This window comes from Streptomyces sp. NPDC006463 (genome assembly GCF_042870715.1).
Lineage (GTDB): Bacteria > Actinomycetota > Actinomycetes > Streptomycetales > Streptomycetaceae > Streptomyces.
The window spans coordinates 1-21,471 of sequence record NZ_JBIAHP010000003.1 but is presented as its reverse complement, the minus strand read 5'-3'; the positions used below and the strand labels follow the sequence as shown (position 1 = coordinate 21,471).

Sequence of the window (21,471 nt, the reverse complement as noted above, 5' to 3'; positions counted from 1 at the left end):
CTATGCCGTCGTCGTCTCGCGGTCCAGCACGGCCAGGTCGGCCGCGGCCGCCGGGGCCGCCGGGGCAGGCCGGGAGGACTGCGCGATGAAGGCGCCGCCCAGCACCAGGCCACCGCCGACGATCTGCCAGGTCGAGAGCTGCTCGCCGAGCAGGATCCAGGCCAGCACGGTGGCCACGACCGCCTCCAGGAAGGCCACCACACCCGCGACCTGCGGCGAGAGCTTGCGCACCGAGACCACGCCGGTCAGGTAGGCGAAGACGGTCGCGACCAGCACCACCCAGCCGAGCAGGACCGGTGCGGGCATCATCGTCCCGCCCACGGAGGCCTGGCCGCCCAGCACCTGCCAGTCGATCTCCCACGGCCGGGCGATCACCGTCATCACGAGAGTGCCGACGATCATGCCGTACGAGATCACCCCGAGCGGGTCGGGTGCGTCGTCCCCCTCGGCTCCCTGGTCGGCGAAGACGAAGTAGAAGGCCTGGCAGCAGGCCGCGCAGAGGCCGAACAGCACGCCGAGCAGGTCCAGCCGCAGGCCGGCCCAGATCTCGACCACACAGGCCAGGCCCACGACCGCCACGGCCGCGCCGGCGGCGGCGCCCCGGGTCACGGGCTTGCGCTGCACGAAGCGGATCCAGCCGAGCAGCAGCGCCGGGCCCAGGTACTCCAGCAGCAGGGCCACGCCCACCGGGATCCGGGACAGGGAGGCGAAGTAGAAGGCCTGCACACCGGCGACGGCGATCAGCCCGAAGCCGGCGATCAGCGCCGGTTTGCGCAGTACGAGGTCACGGTGGCGCCAGGCCAGCGGGGACAGCACCAGCGCCGCCCCGGCCACCCTGAGCCAGACCATGTGGAGGGGGTCCAGACCCGCCTCGATCAGCGGCTTCGCCGCCACTCCGGAACCACCGAACGCAACCGCCGAGACGAGGGCGAGGCCCAGTCCGGCGTTCTTCCCTGACGCTTGCATCGGGCCATCATGGCAGGGCCGGTCAGCACCGTCACCGTCGTGACACCTGTTGAGACACGACCGAAACCGCGGACCGCCCGACCCCGCCGCATCTGACAGGTCGTCAGTATTGAATGTTCCGCCCGCCGGAGCTACGTTCCGCCGCACGTACCCGACGAGAAGGGGTGGTCGCATGGCCGAAGTCACCGCGGAATCACGCATCGAGGCGTCCGCCGCGAAGCTCTGGTCCCAGCTGACGGACTGGGACGCGTACGGCCAGTGGAGCATGACCCACACCAATTTCCCGAAGGGCGGACCGCAGGCCCTCACGGTCGGCTCCACCTTCGCCGAGAACATGAAGATGATGGGCTTCCCCGCCGAGGTCGTCTGGACCGTCTCGGAGCTGGAGGACGAGCGCCTCTTCGCCATCACCGGCAAGGGCCCGATGGGCGTGGCCGTCCTGACGCGGTACACCCTGACCCCGGACGGTGCGGCCACCACCGTCCGCATCGACGGCGAGTTCACCGGGGCCGCCGTCTCACTGATGGCGGGCAAGCTCAAGGACTCGGCCACGGCCGCCCTGAACGAGTCGCTGCGCAAGCTGGCCGGCCTGGTCGCCTGACCCGCACGACCCCGGCACCTCGACACCCCGGCAGTACGGCACCCGGCACACGACGGCGCGCCCCGCGAGAGCCTCGCGGGGCGCGCCGTTTCGATCTTCCGGGCCGGGTCCTGACGTCAGTGCTCGTCGGCCAGGATCAGGTAGAGCTTCTTGCGGGCGTCGTTGATGACCGCGACGGCCTTGTCCCGCTGCTCGGGGGTGCCGGTCTTCCACACCTGACCGAAGGCTTCCATCAGGCCGAAGCCGGCCGTCCGGATCTCGCTCATCGCCTCGAAGTCGAAGCCGCGCCCGGCATCCGCCCAAGGGGCGTCCGGTCCCGACTCGGCCTCGGCGCGACCAGCGTCGGTGAGCGTGAACAGCTTCTTGCCGCCCTCGCTCTCGCTGGTGATGAGCCCCTCGTCCTCAAGCAGCTGCAGGGTCGGGTAGACCGAGCCCGGGCTGGGCTTCCAGGCCCCGCCGCTGCGCTCGCCGATCTCCTGGATCATCTCGTAGCCGTGCATCGGCCGGTCGGCGAGCAGCGCCAGGATCGAGGCGCGCACGTCACCCCGCCGGGCCCGGCCCCGCGGTCCCCCGCGGCCGCCGCGCCCACCGAAGGGACCTCCGCCGAAGGGCGGTCCGAACGGGCCGAAAGCGGCGCGCCGCCCCTTGAAACCCTCCCGACGATCGGGCCCGCAGTGGCCGTGGCCCCGTCCGTGCTCATGGCCGTGGTCATGTCCGTGCTGTCCGTGTGAACGCATGACTGCGCTCCTTTCGTCACCGTGATGTCGTATCGGTTGTCCGATGTCTTCACTATCGGTGATCCATCGCGATGCGTCAACGATATATCGGAAACTTTCTGAGCGAACAGCTTCGAACAAGGCCAGTCACCCCCGATTGGCCTTTGTCGGTGATCAAGAAACCGCCCTACCGTCGGAGGATGCGCATCCGAATCGTCGACGCCTTCACCGACCGCCCCTTCCACGGGAACCCCGCCGGGGTCCTACTCCTCGACACCGACTTCCCCCCGAACTCCTGGCTCCAGCAGGTCGCGTCCGAGGTGAACCTCTCCGAGACCGCCTTCGCCCACCCCCTGCCGCCCGGCGGGGACGCCGACTGGGCTCTGCGCTGGTTCACCCCGGCGGCCGAGGTCGACATGTGCGGCCACGCCACGCTCGCCACAGCTCACGTACTGGCGACAGAAGGCCTGGCCACGGGGCAGATCCGCTTCACCGCACGCTGCGGCATCCTCACGGCCGAGACCGCCGCGGACGGGACGATCACCCTGGACTTCCCGACGTCCTCGCTCACCCCGATCCAGGCCCCGACCGCGGTGGACCACGCCCTCGGGGGCGCCCCGATCCTCTCCGTGCACGACACCGCCGCCCACATCGGGGACCTGCTGATCGAGCTCGCCGACGAGAAGACCGTCCGCGAACTGGAGCCGGACCACGCCGCCCTGCGCGCCTTCGCCAAGCGCGGGGTGATCGTCACCGCGCCCGCCGAGAATCCCTCTCTCGGGTACGACTTCGTCTCCCGCGGCTTCTACCCGGCCTTCGGGATCGACGAGGACCCGGTCACCGGCAGCGCCCACACCGCGCTCGCCCCGTTCTGGGCCGAGCGCCTGGGCCGCACGGAGCTCACCGGTCTCCAGGGCGGCGCCCGCAAGGGGCTGGTACGGGTGCGCCTGGCCGGCGACCGCACCCTGCTCACCGGCCACGCGGTCACCGTCGTCGACGGGGAGCTGCTCACCGCCCCGTGACCGGTCGGCCCACACCGGGGCCGTGGCGGGCCGGCTGCGGCCCGCCGCCCGTCACGGCGTCGGCAGCCAGCCCACCTTGCCCGCGAGCAGCGCGTACCCGCCGAAGGCCACGATGTCGAGCAGCGCGTGCGCGACCACGAGCGGTGCGACCCGGCCCCAGCGGCGGTAGGCCAGCACGAAGACGACGCCCATCACCACGTTGCCGATGAAGCCGCCGATGCCCTGGTAGAGGTGGTAGGAGCCGCGCAGCACCGAGCTGGCCAGCAGCGCGGCCATCGGTGACCAGCCCAGCTGGCCGAGCCGGCGCAGCAGGTAGGCCAGCACGATGATCTCCTCCACCATGGCGTTCTGCACCGCGGAGAGGATCAGCACGGGGAACTTCCACCACACGTCGGGCAGCGCCTCCGGCACCACCGTGAGGTTGAACCCGCCCGCCCGCGCCCCCAGGTAGAAGAGCAGCCCGGCGCTCCCGATCCCGGCCGCCACGAGAGCGCCCCGCCCCAGGTCCCACCCGGGCCGGGTCCGGTCGAAGCCGAGCACCCGCAGCCCCGGCACGCCCTCGCGGGTCAGCAGGTGCGCCACCAGCAGTACGGGCACCAGGGCGGTCCCGATGCCGAACAGCTGCCAGGCCAGGTCCAGCCAGGGCCGGCCGGGCGCATAGGAGCCGTTGAGCGTGGCGGCCTGGTCCTTGAGGCCGCCCGGCTTGGTGAGCGAACCGATGAAGCTGATCAGCGCCGAGACCGCGCTCGCGCCCAGCGACAGCGCCAGTACCAACAGGGTCTCCGTGCGCAGGACACCCCGCCCGTCCTCGCGCAGCTCCACGACCACCGGCTCCGGCTCCACCCGCACGCCCGACTCCCGTCCCGCGATCCCGTTCCGACCACCCCATACTGCCCCTTCGGCGGTGGAACGGGATCACCGGACCTCAGCGCACGACCGGCACCGCGGCGCTCACCTCCGCATCCCCCAGCCCTGCGGGCCAGGTGTGGACGGGGTCGCCCTTGTGCATCAGCTCGCTGTAGCGCCGGGTGGTCGCGGCCAGCGCCTCGTCCCGCGCCAGCCCGGAAGCGAGCGCCCGGTGGTAGGTGTCCACCTGCCAGGTCGCCCCGTTCACCCGCCGCCGGCAGCGCTCCTCGATGATGCCGAGGTAGCGGTCCCGGTCCGCGGGCTCGATGCCCCAGGCGTCCAGTCCGGCCGCCGCCATCGGCAGCAGCTCGTCCAGGACCAGCCGGACGGCGGGCACGCTCGCCAGCCCCCCGGCCCGGCCCCGGCGCGGCCAGCGCAGCCGCGCGTCGATCCCGTACCGGCAGGCCGCGTCGAAGTTGGCCTCCGCCTCGGCGAAGGGCAGCCGGGTCCACACCGGGCGCGGCTCGTCGGCGAGCGTGCGTACGAGCCCGTAGTAGAAGGCGGCGTTGGCGACGACGTCGGCGACCGTGGGCCCGGCCGGCAGCACCCGGTTCTCCACCCGCAGGTGCGGCGCCCCGTCGGCGACCCCGTACACGGGCCGGTTCCAGCGGTAGACGGTGCCGTTGTGCAGGACCAGCTCCTGCAGCCGCGGTACGCCACCCTCGCCGAGCACGCGCAGGGGCTCCTCCTCGTCACAGATCGGCAGCAGCGCGGGGAAGTAGCGGACGTTCTCCGCGAAGAGCTCGTACGCCGAGTCCACCCAGCGCTCCCCGAACCAGGTGCGCGGGCGCACCCCCTGCGCCTGGAGCTCGGGCGGCCGCGTGTCGGTGGCCTGCGTGAACAGCGGCGGCCGGGATTCCCGCCACAGTTCACGCCCGAACAGGAACGGCGAGTTGGCGCCGACGGCTATCTGCGCGGCCGTCACCGCCTGCGCCGCGTTCCACACGTCCGAGAACCGCGCCGGGGTCACCTGGAGGTGCAGTTGTACGGAGGTGCAGGCGGCCTCCGGCACGATCGACCCGGAGTGCCAGGTCAGCCTCTCGACGCCGTCGATGTCGAGCGTGAAGTCCTCGCCCCGCATCATCAGGATCTGCTCGTTGAGCAGCGAGTACCGGTCGACCGCCGAGAGGTTGGCTGTGACCAGGTCCTCGCGGGAGATCGTCGGCAGAATACCGATCATCACGACACCTGCGTCGATCTCCGCGGCCTGCCGGTGGGCATATCCGAGACCCGCGCTGAGTTCCTCGGCGAGCTGGTCGAAAACCCTGCCGCCGAGCCGGTGGGGCAGGACGTTCACCTCCAGGTTGAACATTCCGAGTTCGGTTTGGAAATCAGGGCTCGCAATCCGCTCCAGCACCTGTGCATTCACCATTCTCGGCATGCCGTCGGCACCCGCGAGATTCAACTCGATCTCCAGCCCCATCATGTTCTTCGGGCGATCGAACCTCTTCTCCGCCAGAAGCCGCTCCAGCCCCTCCAGGCACTCATGAAGCTTCCTTCGATACCGCTGCCGATCGGACAGGTCGAATCCGCCTGCCACGACCTTCTCCCCCATCGAAGTGTCCCTCCTCGAGTGTGCCTGGCCCAGTGCACCCAGGCCCGCGTTACGGTCGATGATGCCCCGGCAGAGTGATCCATAACGCGAAGGGGGCGTGCGTGGCGGGGAGCGCGCGCCGGTTTGGCCGACGGGCACTCCGGCACATTCACCTGGCAAGTCACTTTGCGCAAATTCCGCATCGACTTTGCCTGTTCCGGAAAACCGAAGCTTTCCAGCCGAGCCCCCTTCCGGTAACCTCCGAGGTCAGCGCGGCATGTCCGCGTGCATCCGCCATGAATGCCACGCCAGCGGGGCCGGTAAGCGTCTTGTCGGCAATAGACGGGACAGCTAGCCGAAACACTGCGTGAACACATGTCGTATAAACTCCGCAAACGAGGCAGAGAGTTGGCGCGCGGCCATTGCCCCTCAGCCCCCCTCTGGCCCCAGAATGCGACAGCGCCGCCCGCACCAGCCCCCTTCCACAGGTCTCCCAAGTGAGAGGCGACCCACCATGCCGCTGCATGTCCCCACGGCTCCCGCGCCCGCTCTGCGCTGCGTCCTCGCGGCCCTCGGCTCCCCCACCGCCGTCCATGAGGCGCACACCCCGGCCCTGCGCGCGATCCAGGGGCCGATGACCGCCGAACTCCCCCTCCCGGTCCACGTACTCGACCGGCTGGACGTCTCGAACCTGGCGGCCGGCGGCAGGCCGCCCCGTACGCGCCTGACCGGCTGGCGGTTCCTCATCCGCAGCGGGGACCGGTACGTCGCGGCGGCCGACACCCGGCTGACACCGGACGGCTGGACCTTCTCCCACTTCTTCGAGGGCCCCTACGTGGCCGCCACCGAACGCGCGCTGCGCCAGGCCGAGTCGCTCGGCAAGGCGTACCAGCCCCGGTTGCTGTCCGTACCGGAGCTGTACATGCTGACCCTGTGGCTACACGGAGCCGTGGGCGCCGACGCGTCGGCCGGCCTGCTCGCCGGCGAGGACCTGCTGGTGCCGCTGGCCCCGGCGCCACCCGGCATCGCCCCGTACCGGCCGCATCCGGTCTCGGAGCTGCTGCCCGTGCTGACCCACCGGCTGACCCCCGCGACGGCGCCGGTCCCGCCGTCGCTGGCCGCGCCCGCCGCCTGACCCGAGTGACCCATTCGGCCTAGTCCTCTCGGGTCACTTGTGAACCATCCGAAATGACAGGGGAGTTGGCCTGAACCGCCCGCACGAGTGATGCGTCATCAATCTATGAGGACAGCTGGCGGGAAATGCCTGCGAAGCAGCTGTCGTGGGGGAAGACTGATGACAAGCTCCCCGCGGGTGCGGGGATGACCCAGGGGGACGGCCATGAACCACGCATCGAGCCGTAGCACGCAGACCACACCGCAGCGAAAGAACGCATCCATGTGCCAGCACCAGCCAGCCTGCCCGTCAGCCGAATCCGCCGACCGGGAGGCCGCGCTTCCGGTGGCCAACCACCCGGAGCAAGGCTGGAGCCTGCTGTGCAATGGCGTCCTGCTCTTCGAGGACACCGGCGAGCTGCTGCCGGACGGCCAGATCATCGCCCCGCACCGCCCGCTCGCCGGGGCGCAGGCGGCCTAGTCGGCGCAGCGACGGCCAAGAGCAACCGAGGCACGACGAAGGGGCCGGCCCGGGAGAAACCTCCCGGACCGGCCCCTTGCTCATGCTCAGTTGTCGTACTCGTCCAGCGGCGGGCAGGAGCAGACCAGGTTCCGGTCGCCGAAGGCGCCGTCGATCCGGCGCACCGGCGGCCAGTACTTCTCGGCGGCCGTGACGCCACCCGGGAAGACGGCCTCGTCGCGGGTGTACGGGTGGTTCCACTCGCCGCCCAGCGCCGCCGCGGTGTGCGGGGAGTTGGCCAGCGGGTTGTCGTCCACCGGCCACTCGCCGGCCGAGACCCGCTCGATCTCGCCGCGGATGGCGATCATCGCGTCACAGAAGCGGTCGATCTCGGCGAGGTCCTCGGACTCCGTCGGCTCGATCATCAGCGTGCCGGCGACCGGGAAGGACATCGTCGGCGCGTGGAAGCCGTAGTCGATCAGACGCTTGGCGATGTCGTCCACGCTCACGCCCGTCGCCTTCGACAGCGGACGCAGATCAATGATGCACTCGTGCGCGACCAGGTTGCCCGGGCCGGTGTAGAGCACCGGGTAGTGCGGCTCCAGGCGCTTGGCGATGTAGTTCGCGCCGAGCACCGCCACCTGGGTGGCGCGCTTGAGGCCCTCGCCGCCCATGAGGCGCACGTACGACCAGGAGATCGGCAGGATGCCCGCCGAGCCCCACGGGGCGGCCGAGATCGGGCCGACGCCCGTCTCGGGGCCGGCCGACGGCTGCAGCGGGTGGTTCGGCAGGTACGGGGCCAGGTGGGACCGGACACCGACCGGGCCGACGCCCGGGCCGCCGCCGCCGTGCGGGATGCAGAAGGTCTTGTGCAGGTTGAGGTGCGAGACGTCGCCGCCGAAGTGACCCGGCTTGGCCAGGCCCACCAGGGCGTTGAGGTTGGCGCCGTCCACGTAGACCTGGCCGCCGGCGTCGTGCACCTGGGCGCAGATGTCGGCGACGTGCTCCTCGAACACACCGTGCGTGGAGGGGTACGTGATCATCAGCACGGAGAGCTCGTCACGGTACTGCTCGATCTTGGCGCGCAGGTCGGCCGTGTCCACCTCGCCGTCGTCGGCGGTCTTGACGACGACGACCTTCATGCCGGCCATCACGGCGCTGGCCGCGTTGGTGCCGTGCGCGGAGGACGGGATGAGGCAGACGGTGCGCTGCTCGTCGCCGTTGGCGCGGTGGTAGGCGCGGACGGCCAGCAGGCCGGCGAGCTCACCCTGGGAGCCGGCGTTCGGCTGGATGGAGACCTTGTCGTAGCCGGTGACCTCGGAGAGACGTTCCTCCAGCTCGGTGATGAGCGTGAGGTACCCCTCCGCCTGCTCCACCGGGGCGAACGGGTGCAGCTGCCCGAACTCGGGCCAGGTGACCGGCTCCATCTCGGTGGTCGCGTTGAGCTTCATGGTGCAGGAGCCCAGCGGGATCATGCCGCGGTCCAGCGCGTAGTCCTTGTCCGAGAGCTTGCGCAGGTAGCGCAGCATCGCGGTCTCGGAGCGGTGCTGGTGGAAGACCGGGTGCGTCAGGTACTCGTCCGAGCGCAGCAGGCCCTCGGGCAGGGTGTCCGCCGTGTTCTCGTCCAGCACCTCGATGTCCGCGCTGACACCGAAGGCCGCCCAGACTGCGTCGATGTCGGCGCGCAGGGTGGTCTCGTCGCAGGAGACGGAGACGTGGTCGGCGTCGGCCTGGTAGAGGTTGACGCCCCCCTGGCGGGCCGCGGCGACGACCTCGGCCGCGCGGCCCGGGACACGGGCCGTGATGGTGTCGAAGTAGGCGCCGTGCACGATCTCGACGCCACCGGCCTGCAGACCTGCGGCGAGCAGCGCCGCGTAGCGGTGGGTCCGGCGGGCGATCGTCCGCAGGCCGTCCGGGCCGTGGTAGACGGCGTACATGGCGGCCATGACGGCGAGCAGCACCTGCGCGGTGCAGATGTTGCTGGTGGCCTTCTCGCGGCGGATGTGCTGCTCGCGGGTCTGCAGGGCCAGCCGGTACGCCTTGTTGCCGTCCGCGTCCACGGAGACGCCGACGAGGCGGCCGGGCAGCGAGCGGGCGTGCTTGGCCTGGACGGCCATGTAACCGGCGTGCGGTCCGCCGAAGCCCATCGGGACACCGAAGCGCTGCGTGGTGCCGACGGCGATGTCCGCGCCGAGCTCGCCCGGCGAGGTCAGCAGGGTCAGGGCGAGCAGGTCGGCCGAGACGGTGACGATGGCACCGAGCTCGTGCGCCTGGTCGATGAGCGGCTTGATGTCCCGTACGGCACCGGAGGCGCCCGGGTACTGGAGGAGCACGCCGAAGACGCCGCGCTCGGCGATCTCGGCCGGGATGCCGTCCGACAGGTCGGCGACGACGACCTCGACGCCCGTGGGCTCGGCGCGGGTCTCGATCACGGCGATGGTCTGCGGCAGCGCGTCGGCGTCGATCAGGAAGACGCCGTTCTTGACCTTGCCCACCCGGCGCGCGAGGGACATGGCCTCGGCGGCCGCGGTGCCCTCGTCGAGCAGCGAGGCACCCGAGGTCGGCAGCCCGGTGAGGTCGGCGACCACGGTCTGGAAGTTCAGCAGCGCTTCGAGGCGGCCCTGCGAGATCTCGGGCTGGTACGGCGTGTACGCCGTGTACCAGGCCGGGTTCTCCATGACGTTGCGCAGGATCACCGGCGGCGTGAAGGTCCCGTAGTAGCCGAGACCGATCATCGAGGAGAGGACCTGGTTGCGGTCGGCGAGCGAGCGCAGCTCGGCCAGCACCTCGGCCTCGGTCCGCGCCTCGGGAAGGTTCAGCGCTTCGGCGGTCTTGATGACATCCGGCACCGCGGCGGCGGTCAGTTCGTCCAGGGAGCCGTAGCCCACCTGGGCGAGCATCTTCGCCTGCGCCTCGGCATCCGGGCCGATGTGGCGCTGCTCGAAGGGGATGCCTCGCTCCAGCTGGGAGAGCGGAATGCGGTTGGCGGTCATGTACGGAGGCCTCCTGGTCGTATGACCTGCGAGGGGCACCACGGCGCGGGCACCCGGACGGCCTCCCCCTCTGTCATCTCAACCTGAGAGTTTCACCGGCCGCTCGAGGGTCGCTCGATAGAACCGGCTTTCACCGTCGGTGAGGAACGGAACCGGCACTGCACGCCCGGTACCTGCCCCTGCTTTCCAGAGTGGCCTCGTCCGTGCGGTACGTATGCCTGAGAGATTCCGGGGAGGATTTGCTCCTTCGGCGCCTCCGTCAAGATCACTCGGAGGACTCTCCCGCACAGGGTCGACAGCCATCACCCAGCCTACCAGCGAGGATCCGGACACTCCCCGAGTGGCCTCAGCTCCCGAAATGCACTTCTGTAGTCATTACGGAGGAGTTGCGACCATTTGGAGGGACCGTGCAGACCGACATCGATCCGCGCAGCCTGATCGGCCGCAAGGCGTTCGACCGCAACGGCACCAAGATCGGCACCATTGACGAGGTCTACCTCGACGATGCCACGGGCGTCCCGGAATGGGCCGCCGTACGGACGGGTCTGTTCAGTCGGGACGCCTTCGTCCCGCTGGAGCCCAGCGAGCTGGTGGGCGACGCCCTGCGGGTGCCTTTCGACCGCTCCCTGATCAAGGACGCCCCCGATTTCGGTGTCGGCCGCCACCTCTCCCCGGAGCAGGAGCTCCAGCTCTACCACCACTACGGCCTGGACGTGACCCTGCCCACGGACTTCCAGCGCGACTTCGGCCGCCTGGCGGGCGACGAAGGCTAGTCCCCGCCCGGCTCCGCCCGGCCCCGCCCGGCCCCGCCACATCGTCCCTGGCCCCGGACGGGGCCTAGACGTCCTCGTCCGCCGGCCCCTCCCCCACCAGCGGCAGCGGATCGGACGGCTCCAGCTCGGGGTCGTCCACCCGGAAGGTCCGCACCCGGCCGGGCTGCGATCCCGGCCGCTCGAACCGTACGGTCACCCGCCCGACCCCGCTGCCCTGCACCCACCCGGGCCCGTACACCGCGTGCAGTACGTCGCTCCCGGCCGCCCAGCGCCGCTCAGGGGCGGGCTCCGGCTCCCCGGACGGCTCCACGTGCTCCATGGCCGTGGAGGCCGCCACACCCGGCTCAGCAGCCACGTCAGGCTCAGCGGCCTCGTCCTGGGACTCGGCGCCCAGCGACTGGGCGAACAGATCCTCCTGCGTGTAGTCCGCCAGCCCGGTCACGCCGACCCCCAGCAGCCGCACCCCGCCCGTGGTGTCCACGCCCTCCAGCAGCCGCGCGGCCGCCTCGCGCACCACTGCCGGGTCGTCCGTGGGCCCCCGCAGCGTCTCGGACCGCGTCAGCGTCGAGAAGTCGTACCGGCGGACCTTCAGCACGATCGTGCGCCCCGAGTGCCCGGACGCGCGCAACCGCTGCACGCACCGGTCGGCGAGCCGCTGCACCTCGGTCCGGATCCGGACCCGGTCGTGCAGGTCCACGTCGAAGGTGTCCTCCACCGACACCGATTTCGCGTCCCGCTCCGCGACCACCGGCCGGTCGTCCAGCCCCAGCGCCATCCGGTACAGGCCCGCCCCGTGCGCGCGCCCGACGATCCGGACCAGCTCGTCCTCCCCGGCCTCCACCAGGTCCCCCACCGTGGTGATCCCGGCGCGGCGCAGGTGCTCGCCGGTGGCCGGGCCCACGCCGGGCAGCGTCCGTACCGACATCGGCGCGAGGAGCTCCCGCTCCGTCCCCGGCTCGATCAGCAGCAGACCCGCCGGCTTGGCCTCCTCGGAAGCCACCTTGGCCAGCATCTTCGACCCGGCCAGCCCCACCGACCCGCTGAGCCCCGTGGCCGCCCGGATGTCCGCCCGCAGCCGCTCCCCCGCGGCCCGTGCGCTCGGCCCGTCGAAGGCGACCCCGCCCGCCTCCAGGTCCACGAAGGCCTCGTCCAGGCTGAGCGGCTCCACGAGCGGCGACAGCTCCCGCAGCAGAGCCATCACCACGTCGCTGACCTCGCGGTAGAGGCTGAAGCGCGGGATCAGGCAGGCGCCGTTCGGACAGAGCCGCCGCGCCTGCGCCATCGGCATCGCCGAGTGCACCCCGAACCGCCTGGCCTCGTACGAGGCGGTGGCGACGACCCCGCGCGGCCCCAGCCCGCCCACGATGACGGCCTTGCCCCGCAGGCTCGGCTTCGACGCCTGCTCGACGGAGGCGTAGAAGGCATCCATGTCCAGATGCAGAATGGTCGGCGCGGCTCTCACAGCACCGATGCTGCCCTACACCTCTGACAACGGGCCCTGTCCGGCCTGGTTCAGACGGCCCGGTTGCGGCGGGCGGCCAGTTCGTCCGCCGGATTGTGCCCGACCAGGGTCTCGCCGGTGTCCACCCGCTCCCCGTGCAGCTGCGACAGCGCGTTCTCCACGTCGCGCCACACCACGCCCACGGCGATCCCGAAAACGCCCTGCCCGCCCTGGAGCAGGCTCACGACCTGGTCCGGCGAGGTGCACTCGTACACGGTGGCGCCGTCGCTCATCAGCGTCATCCGCTCCAGGTCCGAGAACCCGCGGTCGCGCAGGTGCTGCACGGCCGCACGGATGTTCTGCAGCCCCACCCCGGTGTCCAGGAAACGCTTGACGATCTTGAGGACGACCACGTCCCGGAAGCTGTACAGGCGCTGCGTGCCCGACCCGTACGCGGCTCGCACGCTCGGCTCCACCAGCCCGGTCCGCGCCCAGTAGTCGAGCTGCCGGTAGGTGATGCCGGCCGCGGCACACGCCGTCGGCCCGCGGTATCCGATCTGCTCGGGCGCCGGGTCGCCGCCCACCGGTCCGACCGGCGTCGACTCCGGCTGACGGCGCGCGGCACCGGCCGCACTACCGTGCAGCGGGTACGAGCCACCGTCACTCCGTGCGGGGGTGCCCCCGGTCGTACCGTCGCCCGTGATCCTCACGCCGACCCTCCGTCCTTGACCTGCCCACCTTGAAGGTAGGCAGTCACCAGGGGTGCGTCAACGATCGCCACACTCGGCACGCCGAGTGATAATCACCCTGAGAGTGGTTTCCCGTATCCGATTGCGGGGAAAGGCTACTCGAATGGGCTGGTACTTCCCCGTGGACGACGCGGCCGACGCGTCACTGCGGGCCGGTGCCGAAGTCCTCGGGCGAGATCTGGTCGAGGAACTCGCGGAACTTCTCCACCTCGTCCTCCTGCTCGTCCGGGATCGCGATCCCGGCGTCGTCGAGGACACCGTCACTGCCGTAGATCGGCGTCCCCGTCCGCAGGGCCAGCGCTATGGCGTCGGAAGGCCGCGCGCTCACCTCGACCCCGCTGGCGAAGACAAGCTCCGCGTAGAAGACGCCCTCCCGCAGATCCGTGATCCGGACCTCGGTGAGCTCCTCGCCGATCGCCTCCAGCACGTCCTTGAACAGGTCGTGCGTCAGCGGTCGGGCAGGGGCCATTCCCTGCTGCGCGAAGGCAATGGCGGTCGCCTCCCCAGGACCGATCCAGATGGGGAGGTACCGGTCGCCTCCCACTTCACGCAGGAGCACGATCGGTTGGTTGGAGGGCATTTCCACCCGGACACCCACAACGTCGAGCTCGTTCACACAGCAACCCTAGGACCTGCTCGGCCGGTTTGGGTAGTCGGGGGCCTCTGGGTCACGGGAGCCGGACCCCGAGGGCGGTCTGTACGAGGGCTTCGTGCAGCCTGACGGAGAGCCCCGCGAGCTCCCTCGTCGTGGCTTCCGCATGCGCCCTGGTCTGGGGATTGCGGTGCCGTCGCAGCGGCGCCACGATCTGCTCGATCAGGCCCGCCTCCCGGTCCGCGGCGGCCTTCATCGCGCGCAGGTGCCGCGGCTCCAGCCCGAACCGCCCCAGATCGGCCACCAGCCGGGCCACGGTGACCGCCTCGGCGTCGAACCCGCCGCCGGGTACCTCGGCGATCAGCCCGTACGACTCCCATTCGACCAGCTGGACCTCGTCCACCTCGGCGGCCGCGATCAGCTCGGCCCGGCCCACCCGGGCCACGGTGGGCCGCTCCTGGCCCACCTCGCCGTACACGGCCGCAGGGCTGGCGGGATCCACGGATTCTCCGTGCGGCGGCGTGGGCGCCGGGATGCGGATCTGCTCACCGCGCGCGAGCGCGTCGAGCTGCTCCCGGATGACCTTCAGCGGCAGGTAGTGATCGCGCTGGAGCCGCAGGATGCGGGCCAGCCGCTCCACGTCCTCGGTGCTGAACTTGCGATATCCGGAAGGCGTGCGCCGGGGCTCGACGAGCCCCTCCGCCTCCAGGAAGCGGATCTTCGAGATCGTGACTTCGGGGAACTCGTCACGCAGCGTGGTGAGCACCGTGCCGATGCTCATCAGCCGCCCGGCCGGTCCGGAGGTGCCGGCGGTGCCGTTCTTCGCGGCACCGCCGGTCGGGGTACGCAGCATGGAACCTTCCCTTTGGGCCCCCTGGACGCCTCCCGCCAGTAGCGGGAGGGAGGAGTCCGGGGCGGGTCAGATGCCTCGCAGGCTCGCGTAGAAGACCAGCCGGTACTTGCCGATCTGCACCTCGTCGCCGTTGTGCAGCGCGACGGAGTCGATCGGCTCACGGTTCACGTACGTGCCGTTGAGGCTGCCCACGTCGGCGACGGTGAAGCCGCCGTCCTGGCTCCGGCGGAATTCGACATGGCGCCGGGAGACGGTGACGTCGTCCAGGAAGATGTCGCTCTGCGGGTGCCGGCCGGCCGTGGTCAGCTCACCGTCCAGCAAGAAGCGGCTACCGGAGTTGGGACCGCGCCGCACGATGAGCAGGGCAGAACCGGGGGGCAGCGCTTCCACCGCGGCCTGGGCCTCGGGGGACAGCGAGGACGACACGTGCTGTTGTCCCGACACCTCGGCCTCGTAGGCCTCGAGGCCCGAGATCGAGATGGTGGACGTGGTCTCCGAGGCACGCTCCGGCGTCAGACCCGCCCGCAGCGGCGCGCCGCAGTTGGAGCAGAACCGGCTGGCCGCATCGCTGCGGTGTCCGCACCTGCTGCAAACCTGCTCGGCCGACATGGACGGCTCCTCGCGCCGCGGCTGCCCCGCGGAGGCATTGGTGGCATACGGGTCGGGGGCAAACCCTCCACCCGCACTTGAGGTTGACGGATCACCGAAACCTATGCGTCCGGTACCAGCAGGGTCAACAGCCGACGCGCCGTGGGCGCCCGAAATGTCACCCGCGCCCGCGACCTCGTCGCGGAAGAGCGGCCGGTCGCCCTGCCCTTCCGCCTCACCGTGGCCGGCGCGGTGACGTGCCGCACCGCTTTCCTCACGGTTCTTCTTGCCGAACAACTTCTCAAACAACTTCACGGGCGATTCCCCTTGACCGAAACAGACCCGCCCGTGGGGCAGGACGAACTCCGAATGCAACACCTGCCGACCCGGACATACTCACAACGTCCGTAACCACCAGACAGTTTCCACCACACACTGCGACTTCTGTGCGCCGACCCCCCGCAGGCCTCCGCCCGCGTGAGCCGGTCCACTCTCCGCTCCGCATCATCACGATGACGACCGAGCGTAGTCAGGCTGCTTCGCAGCCCGCAAGGCATCCACAACGATCTTCGCCGACCGTGTGACGGCAACGGTCGCCTGCTCCTTCTCCAGCGTCTGGACGACACCGCCGGGGATGTTGAGCGCGGGCTCCAGATCCTGCGGCTTGCCGATCACCCTGAACTCGTAGGGCTGTGTGATCTTCTTACCGTCGATCCCGACCCCACCGTTCTCGTCCGAGAAGTACGAGCCCGCCACCACGCGCACGCCGTTGATCTGGATCGCCTCGGCGCCGGCCGCCCGCAGTTCCTGAAGCGTGTCCAGCAACTGGTCGGACCGCACCTGACCCTTGGGATCGGAGATCTTCAGCGTGATACCCGGCCCCTGAGCTGCCACCGTACCGGCCAGGATGCCGAGTTGGCGCTCCTTCTCCACCGTCTGCTTCCGGGCCTCCTCGGCCTGGTTGGAACTGCTCTCCAGTTCCTTGCGCTGATCCTCCAGCCGCTGCTTCTCGTCCTCCAGGCGCTTGGTCCGCCCGTCGAGCTCGTCGAGGATCCGTACGAGGTCCTCCTGGCGGGCCCCGCGCAGCGCGCTGGAGTCGCTGTTCGACCGCACCTGGATGGCCAGCCCCAGACCCAGGACGAACAGCAGCAGCGCGACGATCAGTTGCGCCCTGCTCACCCGCGGCGGCCACAGCCCGGCCGCGAGACGCTGCCGGCCCGTCTCCTGGGACGCCTGCGGCTCGGTCGGCGCGAGCGGGACCGCGACCGGGGGCGTGGGAGCCTCGGGGCCTTCGGGCCTCTCGGACCCCTTGGCACCGTTTGAACCCTTGGCCTCGTCGGGCCCCTCCGCCCCTTCGGACCCCTCGGAGCGCTCCGGCGGAGTGTCGTTCGTACTCATCGGCCTCACGCCCGGAACACGTGCCGGCGGATGGCCGCGGCGTTGGAGAAGATGCGGATGCCGAGGACCACGACCACGCCCGTGGACAGCTGCGAGCCGACACCCAGCTTGTCTCCGAGGAAGACGATCAGCGCGGCCACGACCACGTTCGACAGGAACGACACCACGAAGACCTTGTCCACGAAGATGCCGTCCAGCATCGCGCGCAAGCCCCCGAACACCGCGTCCAGCGCCGCCACCACGGCGATCGGCAGATAAGGCTCCACCACGGCCGGCACTTCGGGGCGGACCAGAAGTCCGACCACCACTCCGGCCAAGAGGCCCAGTACCGCGATCACGATGCACCCTTCTGCTGCTCTGCTGCTGTAGCTGTACGTACGGTCAGGCTCGACGCGGCCGGCAGCCGCACCTCGTCCGCGGCGGACAGCGTGTAGCGGATCCCGTAGCTCTCCTGCAGCACGTGCAGGTACTGGCCGTCCGCCGAGTCCTGGAACGCGGTGCCGAGCCGCTTCTTGTCCCCCACCGCCAGCACCTCGTACGGCGGCACGAGCGGCCTGTTGTCGACCAGTATCGCGTCACCCGCGGCCCTGATCGCCGACAGCGCGGTCAGCCGCTGCCCGTTGATGGAGATCGCCTCCGCCCCGGACTGCCACAGCCCGTTGACGATCTTCTGCAGGTCGCGGTCGCGGACCCGGCCGGTGTCCGAGAAGCCGGCGCTCTCGCGCGGTCCCCCGCCGTCGCCCGAGGAGGCGCCCTTCGCGTCGTCCACGACCAGCTTGATCCCCGGACCGCGCACCTCCGTGGCACCGGACAGCAGCGCGACGAGCATGCCCTGGCCCCCGCCGGGCTGTTTGAGCGCGGCACGCTGGCGGTCGGCGACATCGGTCCGCAGACGGTCGATGTCCCGCTCCAGGCCGTTCGCGCGATCATCGGCCCGCTCCACGCGGTCGATCAGTTCCTGACGCTCCTTGGCCAGCACCGGCGCGGATATCCGCGCCTCGGCGGCACCTAGCGTGACGACCCCGGCGGCCAGCACGAGCCCGGCGGCGAGCGCCAGCTTGGCCTTGAGGGTGCGCGGGAGTCCCGCAGTACCGTCCGCCTCACGCCGGGCCGATGCCTCCGCATAGCCCTCGTCGAGGCTGTGGTCCATCACGTGCGTCAGCAGCGACATGGAGGCGTCCGGGCGCCCGGGCGCAGGAGAGGCCGAACTCCGGTTGAGGGGCGGCTGCGACATGCCGCACATCGTCGCATGTCGGCGCCGCACACACCCAATGCGTCCGTCCCGCGGACCGGGTGGGGAGCTCTCCCCACCGGCCCGCGGGACTCCGGTCATGTGCGGATCACCGCCGGCACTCAGTGCCCTGCGCTGTCCACGACGCCCGCCCACTCGTCGAGCAGGGCCTGCGCCGTGGCGTCGTCGGGGCCTTCGGCCCACAGATGGGTGACGGCCTCGGCCGGGTCCGGCAGGACGAGCGCCCACCGTCCGTCGGCCTCGACGACCCGCACCCCGTCGGTGGTGTCCACCTGCCGCTCGCCCGCGGCTTCCACGACCCTGCGCATCACGAGCCCCTTGACCGCCCACGGCGTCGGCACGTCCCGCTTGAGCACGTGGGCCCGCGGAATGCGCGCGTCGATCTGGCTCAGGGTGAGCTGGGTCCGCGCCACCAGCCCGAGCAGCTGCACGAAGGCCGCCGACCCGTCGAAGACGCTGCTGAACTCGGGAACGATGAACCCGCCACGCCCGTCACCGCCGAAGATGGTGTTCTCCGCCCGGCCCACCCGGGTCAGGTCGTCGGGCGAGGTCGTCGTCCACTCCACCTGCGTGCCGTGATAGGCAGCCACCTGCTCGGCGACACGCGTCGTGGTCACAGGCAGCGCGACCTTGCCGCTGCGCTTCTCCGCGGCCACCAGGTCGAGCATCACCAGCAGCGCCCGGTCGTCCTCGATGATCCGCCCGCGCTCGTCCACGAGGGAGATCCGCTCGCCGACCGGGTCGAAGCGCACGCCGAAGGCGGCCCGCGCCGAGGCCACGATCTCTCCGAGCCGTACCAGGCCGGCCCGCCGGGACTCGCTGGTTTCCGTCGGCCTGGACTCGTCGAGCCCGGGATTGATCGTCAGCGCGTCCACTCCGAGCCGGCCGAGCAGGCTGGGCAGTACGAGTCCGGCGCTGCCGTTGGAGGCGTCCACGACGACCTTGAGCCCGGCGTCGCCGATCCCGGTGGTGTCGACCCGCCGCAGCAGCGAACCGGTGTAGGCGTCGAAGACGCTGCCCGGGAACTGCAGGTCACCGATCTCTCCGGGGAACGCCCGCCGGTACTCCTGGCGCGCGTACACCCGGTCGAGCTTGCGCTGTCCCTGGAGCGAGAGGTCCGCCCCCCGCTCGTCGAGGAACATGATGTCCACGGAGTCCGGTACTCCCGGCGAGGTCCGCAGCACGATCCCGCCCGCGCTGCCGCGTGCGGTCTGCTGCCGCGCGACGGGCAGCGGTACGTTCTCCAGGTCGCGCACGTTGATGGCGCTCGCCTGGAGCGCCGAGATCACGGCACGCTTGAGCGCTCTGGCGCCTCGGGAGTGGTCACGGGCGGTGGTGACCGTCGCACCCTTCTTCAGGGTCGTCGCATAGGCACCCGCGAGCCGGACGACCAGCTCGGGGGTGATCTCCACGTTCAGGATCCCGGAGACACCGCGCGTGCCGAACAGATGTGCCTGTCCGCGGGACTCCCAGATCACCGACGTGTTGACGAACGCGCCGGCCTCGATCGTCTTGAACGGGTAGACCCGCACATTGCCCTGGACGATCGATTCCTCACCGACGAGGCACTCGTCGCCGATGACCGCACCGTCCTCGATCCTGGCGGACCGCATGATGTCGGTGTTCTTGCCGATGACACAGCCGCGGAGATTGCTGTGGGGTCCGATGTACACGTTGTCGTGGACGACGGCCCTGTGCAGGAAGGCGCCGCTCTTGACGACGACGTTCGATCCGATGACCGTGTGCTCGCGGATCTCGACGCCCGCCTCGACCTTGGCGTAGTCCCCGACGTACAGCGGCCCGCGCAGCACGGCGTCCGGGCTCACCTCGGCCCCTTCGGCGATCCACACCCCCGGCGAGATCTCGAAGCCGTCCATGTCGATCTGGACCTTGCCTTCGAGCACGTCGGCCTGGGCCTTGACGTAGCTCTCGTGGGTGCCGACGTCCTCCCAGTAGCCCTCGGCCACGTAGCCGTAGATCGGCCGACCTTCCTTCATCAGCTGCGGGAAGACGTCGCCGGACCAGTCCACCGAGACGTCGGCGTCCACGTAGTCGAAGATTTCCGGCTCCATCACGTAGATGCCGGTGTTGATGGTGTCCGAGAACACCTGGCCCCAGGTCGGCTTCTCGAGGAAGCGCTCGACCTTGCCTTCCTCGTCCACGATGGTGATGCCGAATTCCAGCGGGTTGGGCACCCGGGTCAGGCAGACCGTGACGAGTCCGCCCTTTTCCTTATGGAACCGGATGAGATCGGTGAGGTCGAAGTCGGTGAGCGCATCGCCGGAGATCACGAGGAACGTGTCGTCCTTCAAGGCCTCCTCGGCATTCTTCACGCTGCCGGCGGTCCCGAGTGGCTTCTCCTCGTTGGCATAGGTGAGCTCCATTCCGAGCTCCTCGCCGTCACCGAAGTAGTTCTTGACGAGCGACGCCAGGAACTGCACGGTGACCACGGTCTCGCTGAGCCCATGCCGCTTGAGCAGCCTGAGCACATGCTCCATGATCGGCCGGTTGGCAACCGGCAGGAGCGGCTTGGGCATGCTCGAGGTCATGGGGCGAAGGCGGGTGCCTTCACCACCGGCCATCACGACGGCCTTCATGTCGGAAGAGTCCTCCTTGAGAGACGACGTTCTCGCCGACCTACCCGGCCCGGACGATGACTCCGCTACTCCTCCGCGTCATCAGGCGCCGAGCGAGCTCAATCGGCCGTGGCGTCCGCCTTCACCAGACGACGGACCTGCACCACGTACAGCACTCCTGCCCACCAATACAGAGTTGTACCCCAACCCGCGAACGCCCATCCGAAAACTGACCCCATCCAGGCCAACCAGCCCGTGCCATCACTGAGGAGAAGCAACGGGAACGCGTACATCAGGTTGAACGTGGCGGCCTTCCCGAGGAAGTTCACCTGCGGCGGGGGATAGCCGTGGCGTCGCAGGATCCACACCATGACCAGCAGCATCAGCTCGCGCGCGATCAGGGCGCCGGTGAGCCATAGAGGCAGAATCTCGCGATACGTCAGACCGAACAGCGTCGACAGGATGTACAGCCGGTCCGCGGCCGGATCCAGCAGTCGGCCGAGGTTGCTGATCTGATTCCAGCGCCGGGCGAGCTTCCCGTCGAGGTAGTCGCTGACCCCACTGAGCATGAGGACGGCCAGGGCCCACCCGTCGTGCTCCGCCAGGATCAGCCACAGGAACAGGGGCACGCCGGCCAGGCGAGCCATGCTCAGGATGTTCGGAATGGTGAAAATTCGGTCAGTCTGAACCCGAGTCTCCTGGACCTCCACCCGGGGGCCTCCACTGTGACTGTAGAAATGTCGAACGATGCCCCTTGACCCTACAGGAGTCCGCACAGGTGTCCTGAACGCAGAAAAGCCCCGCACCGGACCCTAAAGGTCTGGTGCGGGGCTTCCGCAATGATTGTTCGGCGGCGTCCTACTCTCCCACAGGGTCCCCCCTGCAGTACCATCGGCGCTGAAAGGCTTAGCTTCCGGGTTCGGAATGTAACCGGGCGT

General features: G+C 70.2%; 20 protein-coding genes, 1 rRNA gene and 1 riboswitch. Of the genes, 5 read left to right on the top strand and 16 right to left on the bottom strand.

Translation table 11 applies throughout. The features are described 5' to 3' along the window. Positions 1-966 (bottom strand): DMT family transporter, encoded by a 966-nt coding sequence (locus ACFYOB_RS07090; protein WP_388555690.1) that lies wholly within the window; start codon positions 964-966, stop codon positions 1-3. A 172-nt stretch (positions 967-1,138) separates the two neighbouring features. Here ACFYOB_RS07090 and ACFYOB_RS07085 point away from each other — a divergent pair, with 172 nt between their 5' ends. Then, a complete protein-coding gene (locus ACFYOB_RS07085) occupies positions 1,139-1,567 on the top strand; it encodes an SRPBCC family protein (RefSeq protein WP_388555688.1) in 429 nt (142 codons plus the stop codon). A gap of 116 nt (positions 1,568-1,683) precedes the next feature. On the opposite strand, the gene ACFYOB_RS07080 is transcribed toward ACFYOB_RS07085, so the two are convergent. Beyond that, positions 1,684-2,304: a PadR family transcriptional regulator gene (locus ACFYOB_RS07080; protein WP_388555685.1), complete on the bottom strand. Its 621-nt coding sequence runs from the start codon at positions 2,302-2,304 to the stop codon at positions 1,684-1,686. Between the two features lie 179 nt (positions 2,305-2,483). Here ACFYOB_RS07080 and ACFYOB_RS07075 point away from each other — a divergent pair, with 179 nt between their 5' ends. Next, on the top strand, positions 2,484-3,305 hold the full coding sequence (locus tag ACFYOB_RS07075) for a PhzF family phenazine biosynthesis protein (protein WP_388555683.1): 822 nt from the start codon (positions 2,484-2,486) through the stop codon (positions 3,303-3,305). A 51-nt stretch (positions 3,306-3,356) separates the two neighbouring features. On the opposite strand, the gene ACFYOB_RS07070 is transcribed toward ACFYOB_RS07075, so the two are convergent. Continuing rightward, complete coding sequence (locus ACFYOB_RS07070; RefSeq protein WP_388555680.1) at positions 3,357-4,154, bottom strand: CPBP family intramembrane glutamic endopeptidase; 798 nt, start codon at positions 4,152-4,154, stop codon at positions 3,357-3,359. 76 nt (positions 4,155-4,230) lie between these two features. Further along, entirely contained in the window at positions 4,231-5,766 is a 1,536-nt protein-coding gene (locus ACFYOB_RS07065) for a glutamate-cysteine ligase family protein (RefSeq protein WP_388555677.1), read from the bottom strand. Between the two features lie 493 nt (positions 5,767-6,259). Here ACFYOB_RS07065 and ACFYOB_RS07060 point away from each other — a divergent pair, with 493 nt between their 5' ends. Further along, positions 6,260-6,880, top strand: a complete 621-nt coding sequence (locus tag ACFYOB_RS07060) for a hypothetical protein (RefSeq protein ID WP_388555674.1) — start codon at positions 6,260-6,262, stop codon at positions 6,878-6,880. A gap of 261 nt (positions 6,881-7,141) precedes the next feature. Continuing rightward, positions 7,142-7,339 (top strand): DUF5999 family protein, encoded by a 198-nt coding sequence (locus tag ACFYOB_RS07055; RefSeq protein WP_328924569.1) that lies wholly within the window; start codon positions 7,142-7,144, stop codon positions 7,337-7,339. Positions 7,340-7,425: 86 nt separating this feature from the next. Here ACFYOB_RS07055 and gcvP read toward each other — a convergent pair whose 3' ends face one another. Beyond that, the gene (gcvP, locus tag ACFYOB_RS07050; RefSeq protein ID WP_388555671.1) at positions 7,426-10,311 is read right to left on the bottom strand and encodes an aminomethyl-transferring glycine dehydrogenase; all 2,886 of its coding nucleotides are present in this window, start codon (positions 10,309-10,311) and stop codon (positions 7,426-7,428) included. Positions 10,312-10,507: 196 nt separating this feature from the next. After that, positions 10,508-10,606, bottom strand: a riboswitch (glycine riboswitch). Between the two features lie 112 nt (positions 10,607-10,718). On the opposite strand from gcvP, the gene ACFYOB_RS07045 reads away from it, so the two are divergent. Beyond that, positions 10,719-11,084 carry a PRC-barrel domain-containing protein gene (locus tag ACFYOB_RS07045; protein WP_388555668.1) on the top strand — a complete coding sequence of 122 codons (366 nt, stop codon included), beginning with the start codon at positions 10,719-10,721 and terminating at the stop codon, positions 11,082-11,084. 64 nt (positions 11,085-11,148) lie between these two features. On the opposite strand, the gene ACFYOB_RS07040 is transcribed toward ACFYOB_RS07045, so the two are convergent. The 11 genes from ACFYOB_RS07040 to rrf all read right to left on the bottom strand — a co-directional run. Beyond that, the gene (locus ACFYOB_RS07040; RefSeq protein ID WP_388555665.1) at positions 11,149-12,546 is read right to left on the bottom strand and encodes a DNA polymerase IV; all 1,398 of its coding nucleotides are present in this window, start codon (positions 12,544-12,546) and stop codon (positions 11,149-11,151) included. A 50-nt stretch (positions 12,547-12,596) separates the two neighbouring features. Beyond that, positions 12,597-13,235: a MerR family transcriptional regulator gene (locus ACFYOB_RS07035; protein ID WP_388555662.1), complete on the bottom strand. Its 639-nt coding sequence runs from the start codon at positions 13,233-13,235 to the stop codon at positions 12,597-12,599. 181 nt (positions 13,236-13,416) lie between these two features. Continuing rightward, entirely contained in the window at positions 13,417-13,890 is a 474-nt protein-coding gene (locus tag ACFYOB_RS07030; protein WP_030009777.1) for a bifunctional nuclease family protein, read from the bottom strand. Positions 13,891-13,942: 52 nt separating this feature from the next. After that, positions 13,943-14,719 (bottom strand): MerR family transcriptional regulator, encoded by a 777-nt coding sequence (locus tag ACFYOB_RS07025; protein ID WP_388555660.1) that lies wholly within the window; start codon positions 14,717-14,719, stop codon positions 13,943-13,945. Positions 14,720-14,785: 66 nt separating this feature from the next. Next, positions 14,786-15,604 (bottom strand): FHA domain-containing protein, encoded by an 819-nt coding sequence (locus ACFYOB_RS07020; protein WP_388555657.1) that lies wholly within the window; start codon positions 15,602-15,604, stop codon positions 14,786-14,788. A gap of 210 nt (positions 15,605-15,814) precedes the next feature. Beyond that, the gene (locus ACFYOB_RS07015) at positions 15,815-16,705 is read right to left on the bottom strand and encodes a DUF881 domain-containing protein (RefSeq protein WP_388555654.1); all 891 of its coding nucleotides are present in this window, start codon (positions 16,703-16,705) and stop codon (positions 15,815-15,817) included. A 5-nt stretch (positions 16,706-16,710) separates the two neighbouring features. Beyond that, entirely contained in the window at positions 16,711-17,043 is a 333-nt protein-coding gene (locus ACFYOB_RS07010) for a small basic family protein (protein WP_007262894.1), read from the bottom strand. After that, on the bottom strand, positions 17,040-17,948 hold the full coding sequence (locus tag ACFYOB_RS07005) for a DUF881 domain-containing protein (protein WP_388555651.1): 909 nt from the start codon (positions 17,946-17,948) through the stop codon (positions 17,040-17,042). Before ACFYOB_RS07005 ends, ACFYOB_RS07010 begins: the two co-directional genes overlap by 4 nt. A gap of 110 nt (positions 17,949-18,058) precedes the next feature. Beyond that, complete coding sequence (locus tag ACFYOB_RS07000; RefSeq protein WP_388555647.1) at positions 18,059-20,554, bottom strand: sugar phosphate nucleotidyltransferase; 2,496 nt, start codon at positions 20,552-20,554, stop codon at positions 18,059-18,061. A gap of 98 nt (positions 20,555-20,652) precedes the next feature. Beyond that, a complete protein-coding gene (locus ACFYOB_RS06995) occupies positions 20,653-21,243 on the bottom strand; it encodes a CDP-alcohol phosphatidyltransferase family protein (protein ID WP_388555644.1) in 591 nt (196 codons plus the stop codon). 135 nt (positions 21,244-21,378) lie between these two features. Continuing rightward, positions 21,379-21,471, bottom strand: a 5S ribosomal RNA gene (gene rrf / locus ACFYOB_RS06990); the annotation flags it as partial.

Coding starts and splice junctions, on each gene's coding strand:
- ACFYOB_RS07090 (WP_388555690.1), bottom strand. CDS start 966: ATGCAAGCGTCAGGGAAGAACGCCGGACTGGGCCTCGCCCTCGTCTCG.
- ACFYOB_RS07085 (WP_388555688.1), top strand. CDS start 1,139: ATGGCCGAAGTCACCGCGGAATCACGCATCGAGGCGTCCGCCGCGAAG.
- ACFYOB_RS07080 (WP_388555685.1), bottom strand. CDS start 2,304: ATGCGTTCACACGGACAGCACGGACATGACCACGGCCATGAGCACGGA.
- ACFYOB_RS07075 (WP_388555683.1), top strand. CDS start 2,484: ATGCGCATCCGAATCGTCGACGCCTTCACCGACCGCCCCTTCCACGGG.
- ACFYOB_RS07065 (WP_388555677.1), bottom strand. CDS start 5,766: ATGGGGGAGAAGGTCGTGGCAGGCGGATTCGACCTGTCCGATCGGCAG.
- ACFYOB_RS07060 (WP_388555674.1), top strand. CDS start 6,260: ATGCCGCTGCATGTCCCCACGGCTCCCGCGCCCGCTCTGCGCTGCGTC.
- ACFYOB_RS07055 (WP_328924569.1), top strand. CDS start 7,142: ATGTGCCAGCACCAGCCAGCCTGCCCGTCAGCCGAATCCGCCGACCGG.
- gcvP (WP_388555671.1), bottom strand. CDS start 10,311: ATGACCGCCAACCGCATTCCGCTCTCCCAGCTGGAGCGAGGCATCCCC.
- ACFYOB_RS07025 (WP_388555660.1), bottom strand. CDS start 14,719: ATGCTGCGTACCCCGACCGGCGGTGCCGCGAAGAACGGCACCGCCGGC.
- ACFYOB_RS07015 (WP_388555654.1), bottom strand. CDS start 16,705: ATGAGTACGAACGACACTCCGCCGGAGCGCTCCGAGGGGTCCGAAGGG.
- ACFYOB_RS07005 (WP_388555651.1), bottom strand. CDS start 17,948: ATGTGCGGCATGTCGCAGCCGCCCCTCAACCGGAGTTCGGCCTCTCCT.
- ACFYOB_RS07000 (WP_388555647.1), bottom strand. CDS start 20,554: ATGAAGGCCGTCGTGATGGCCGGTGGTGAAGGCACCCGCCTTCGCCCC.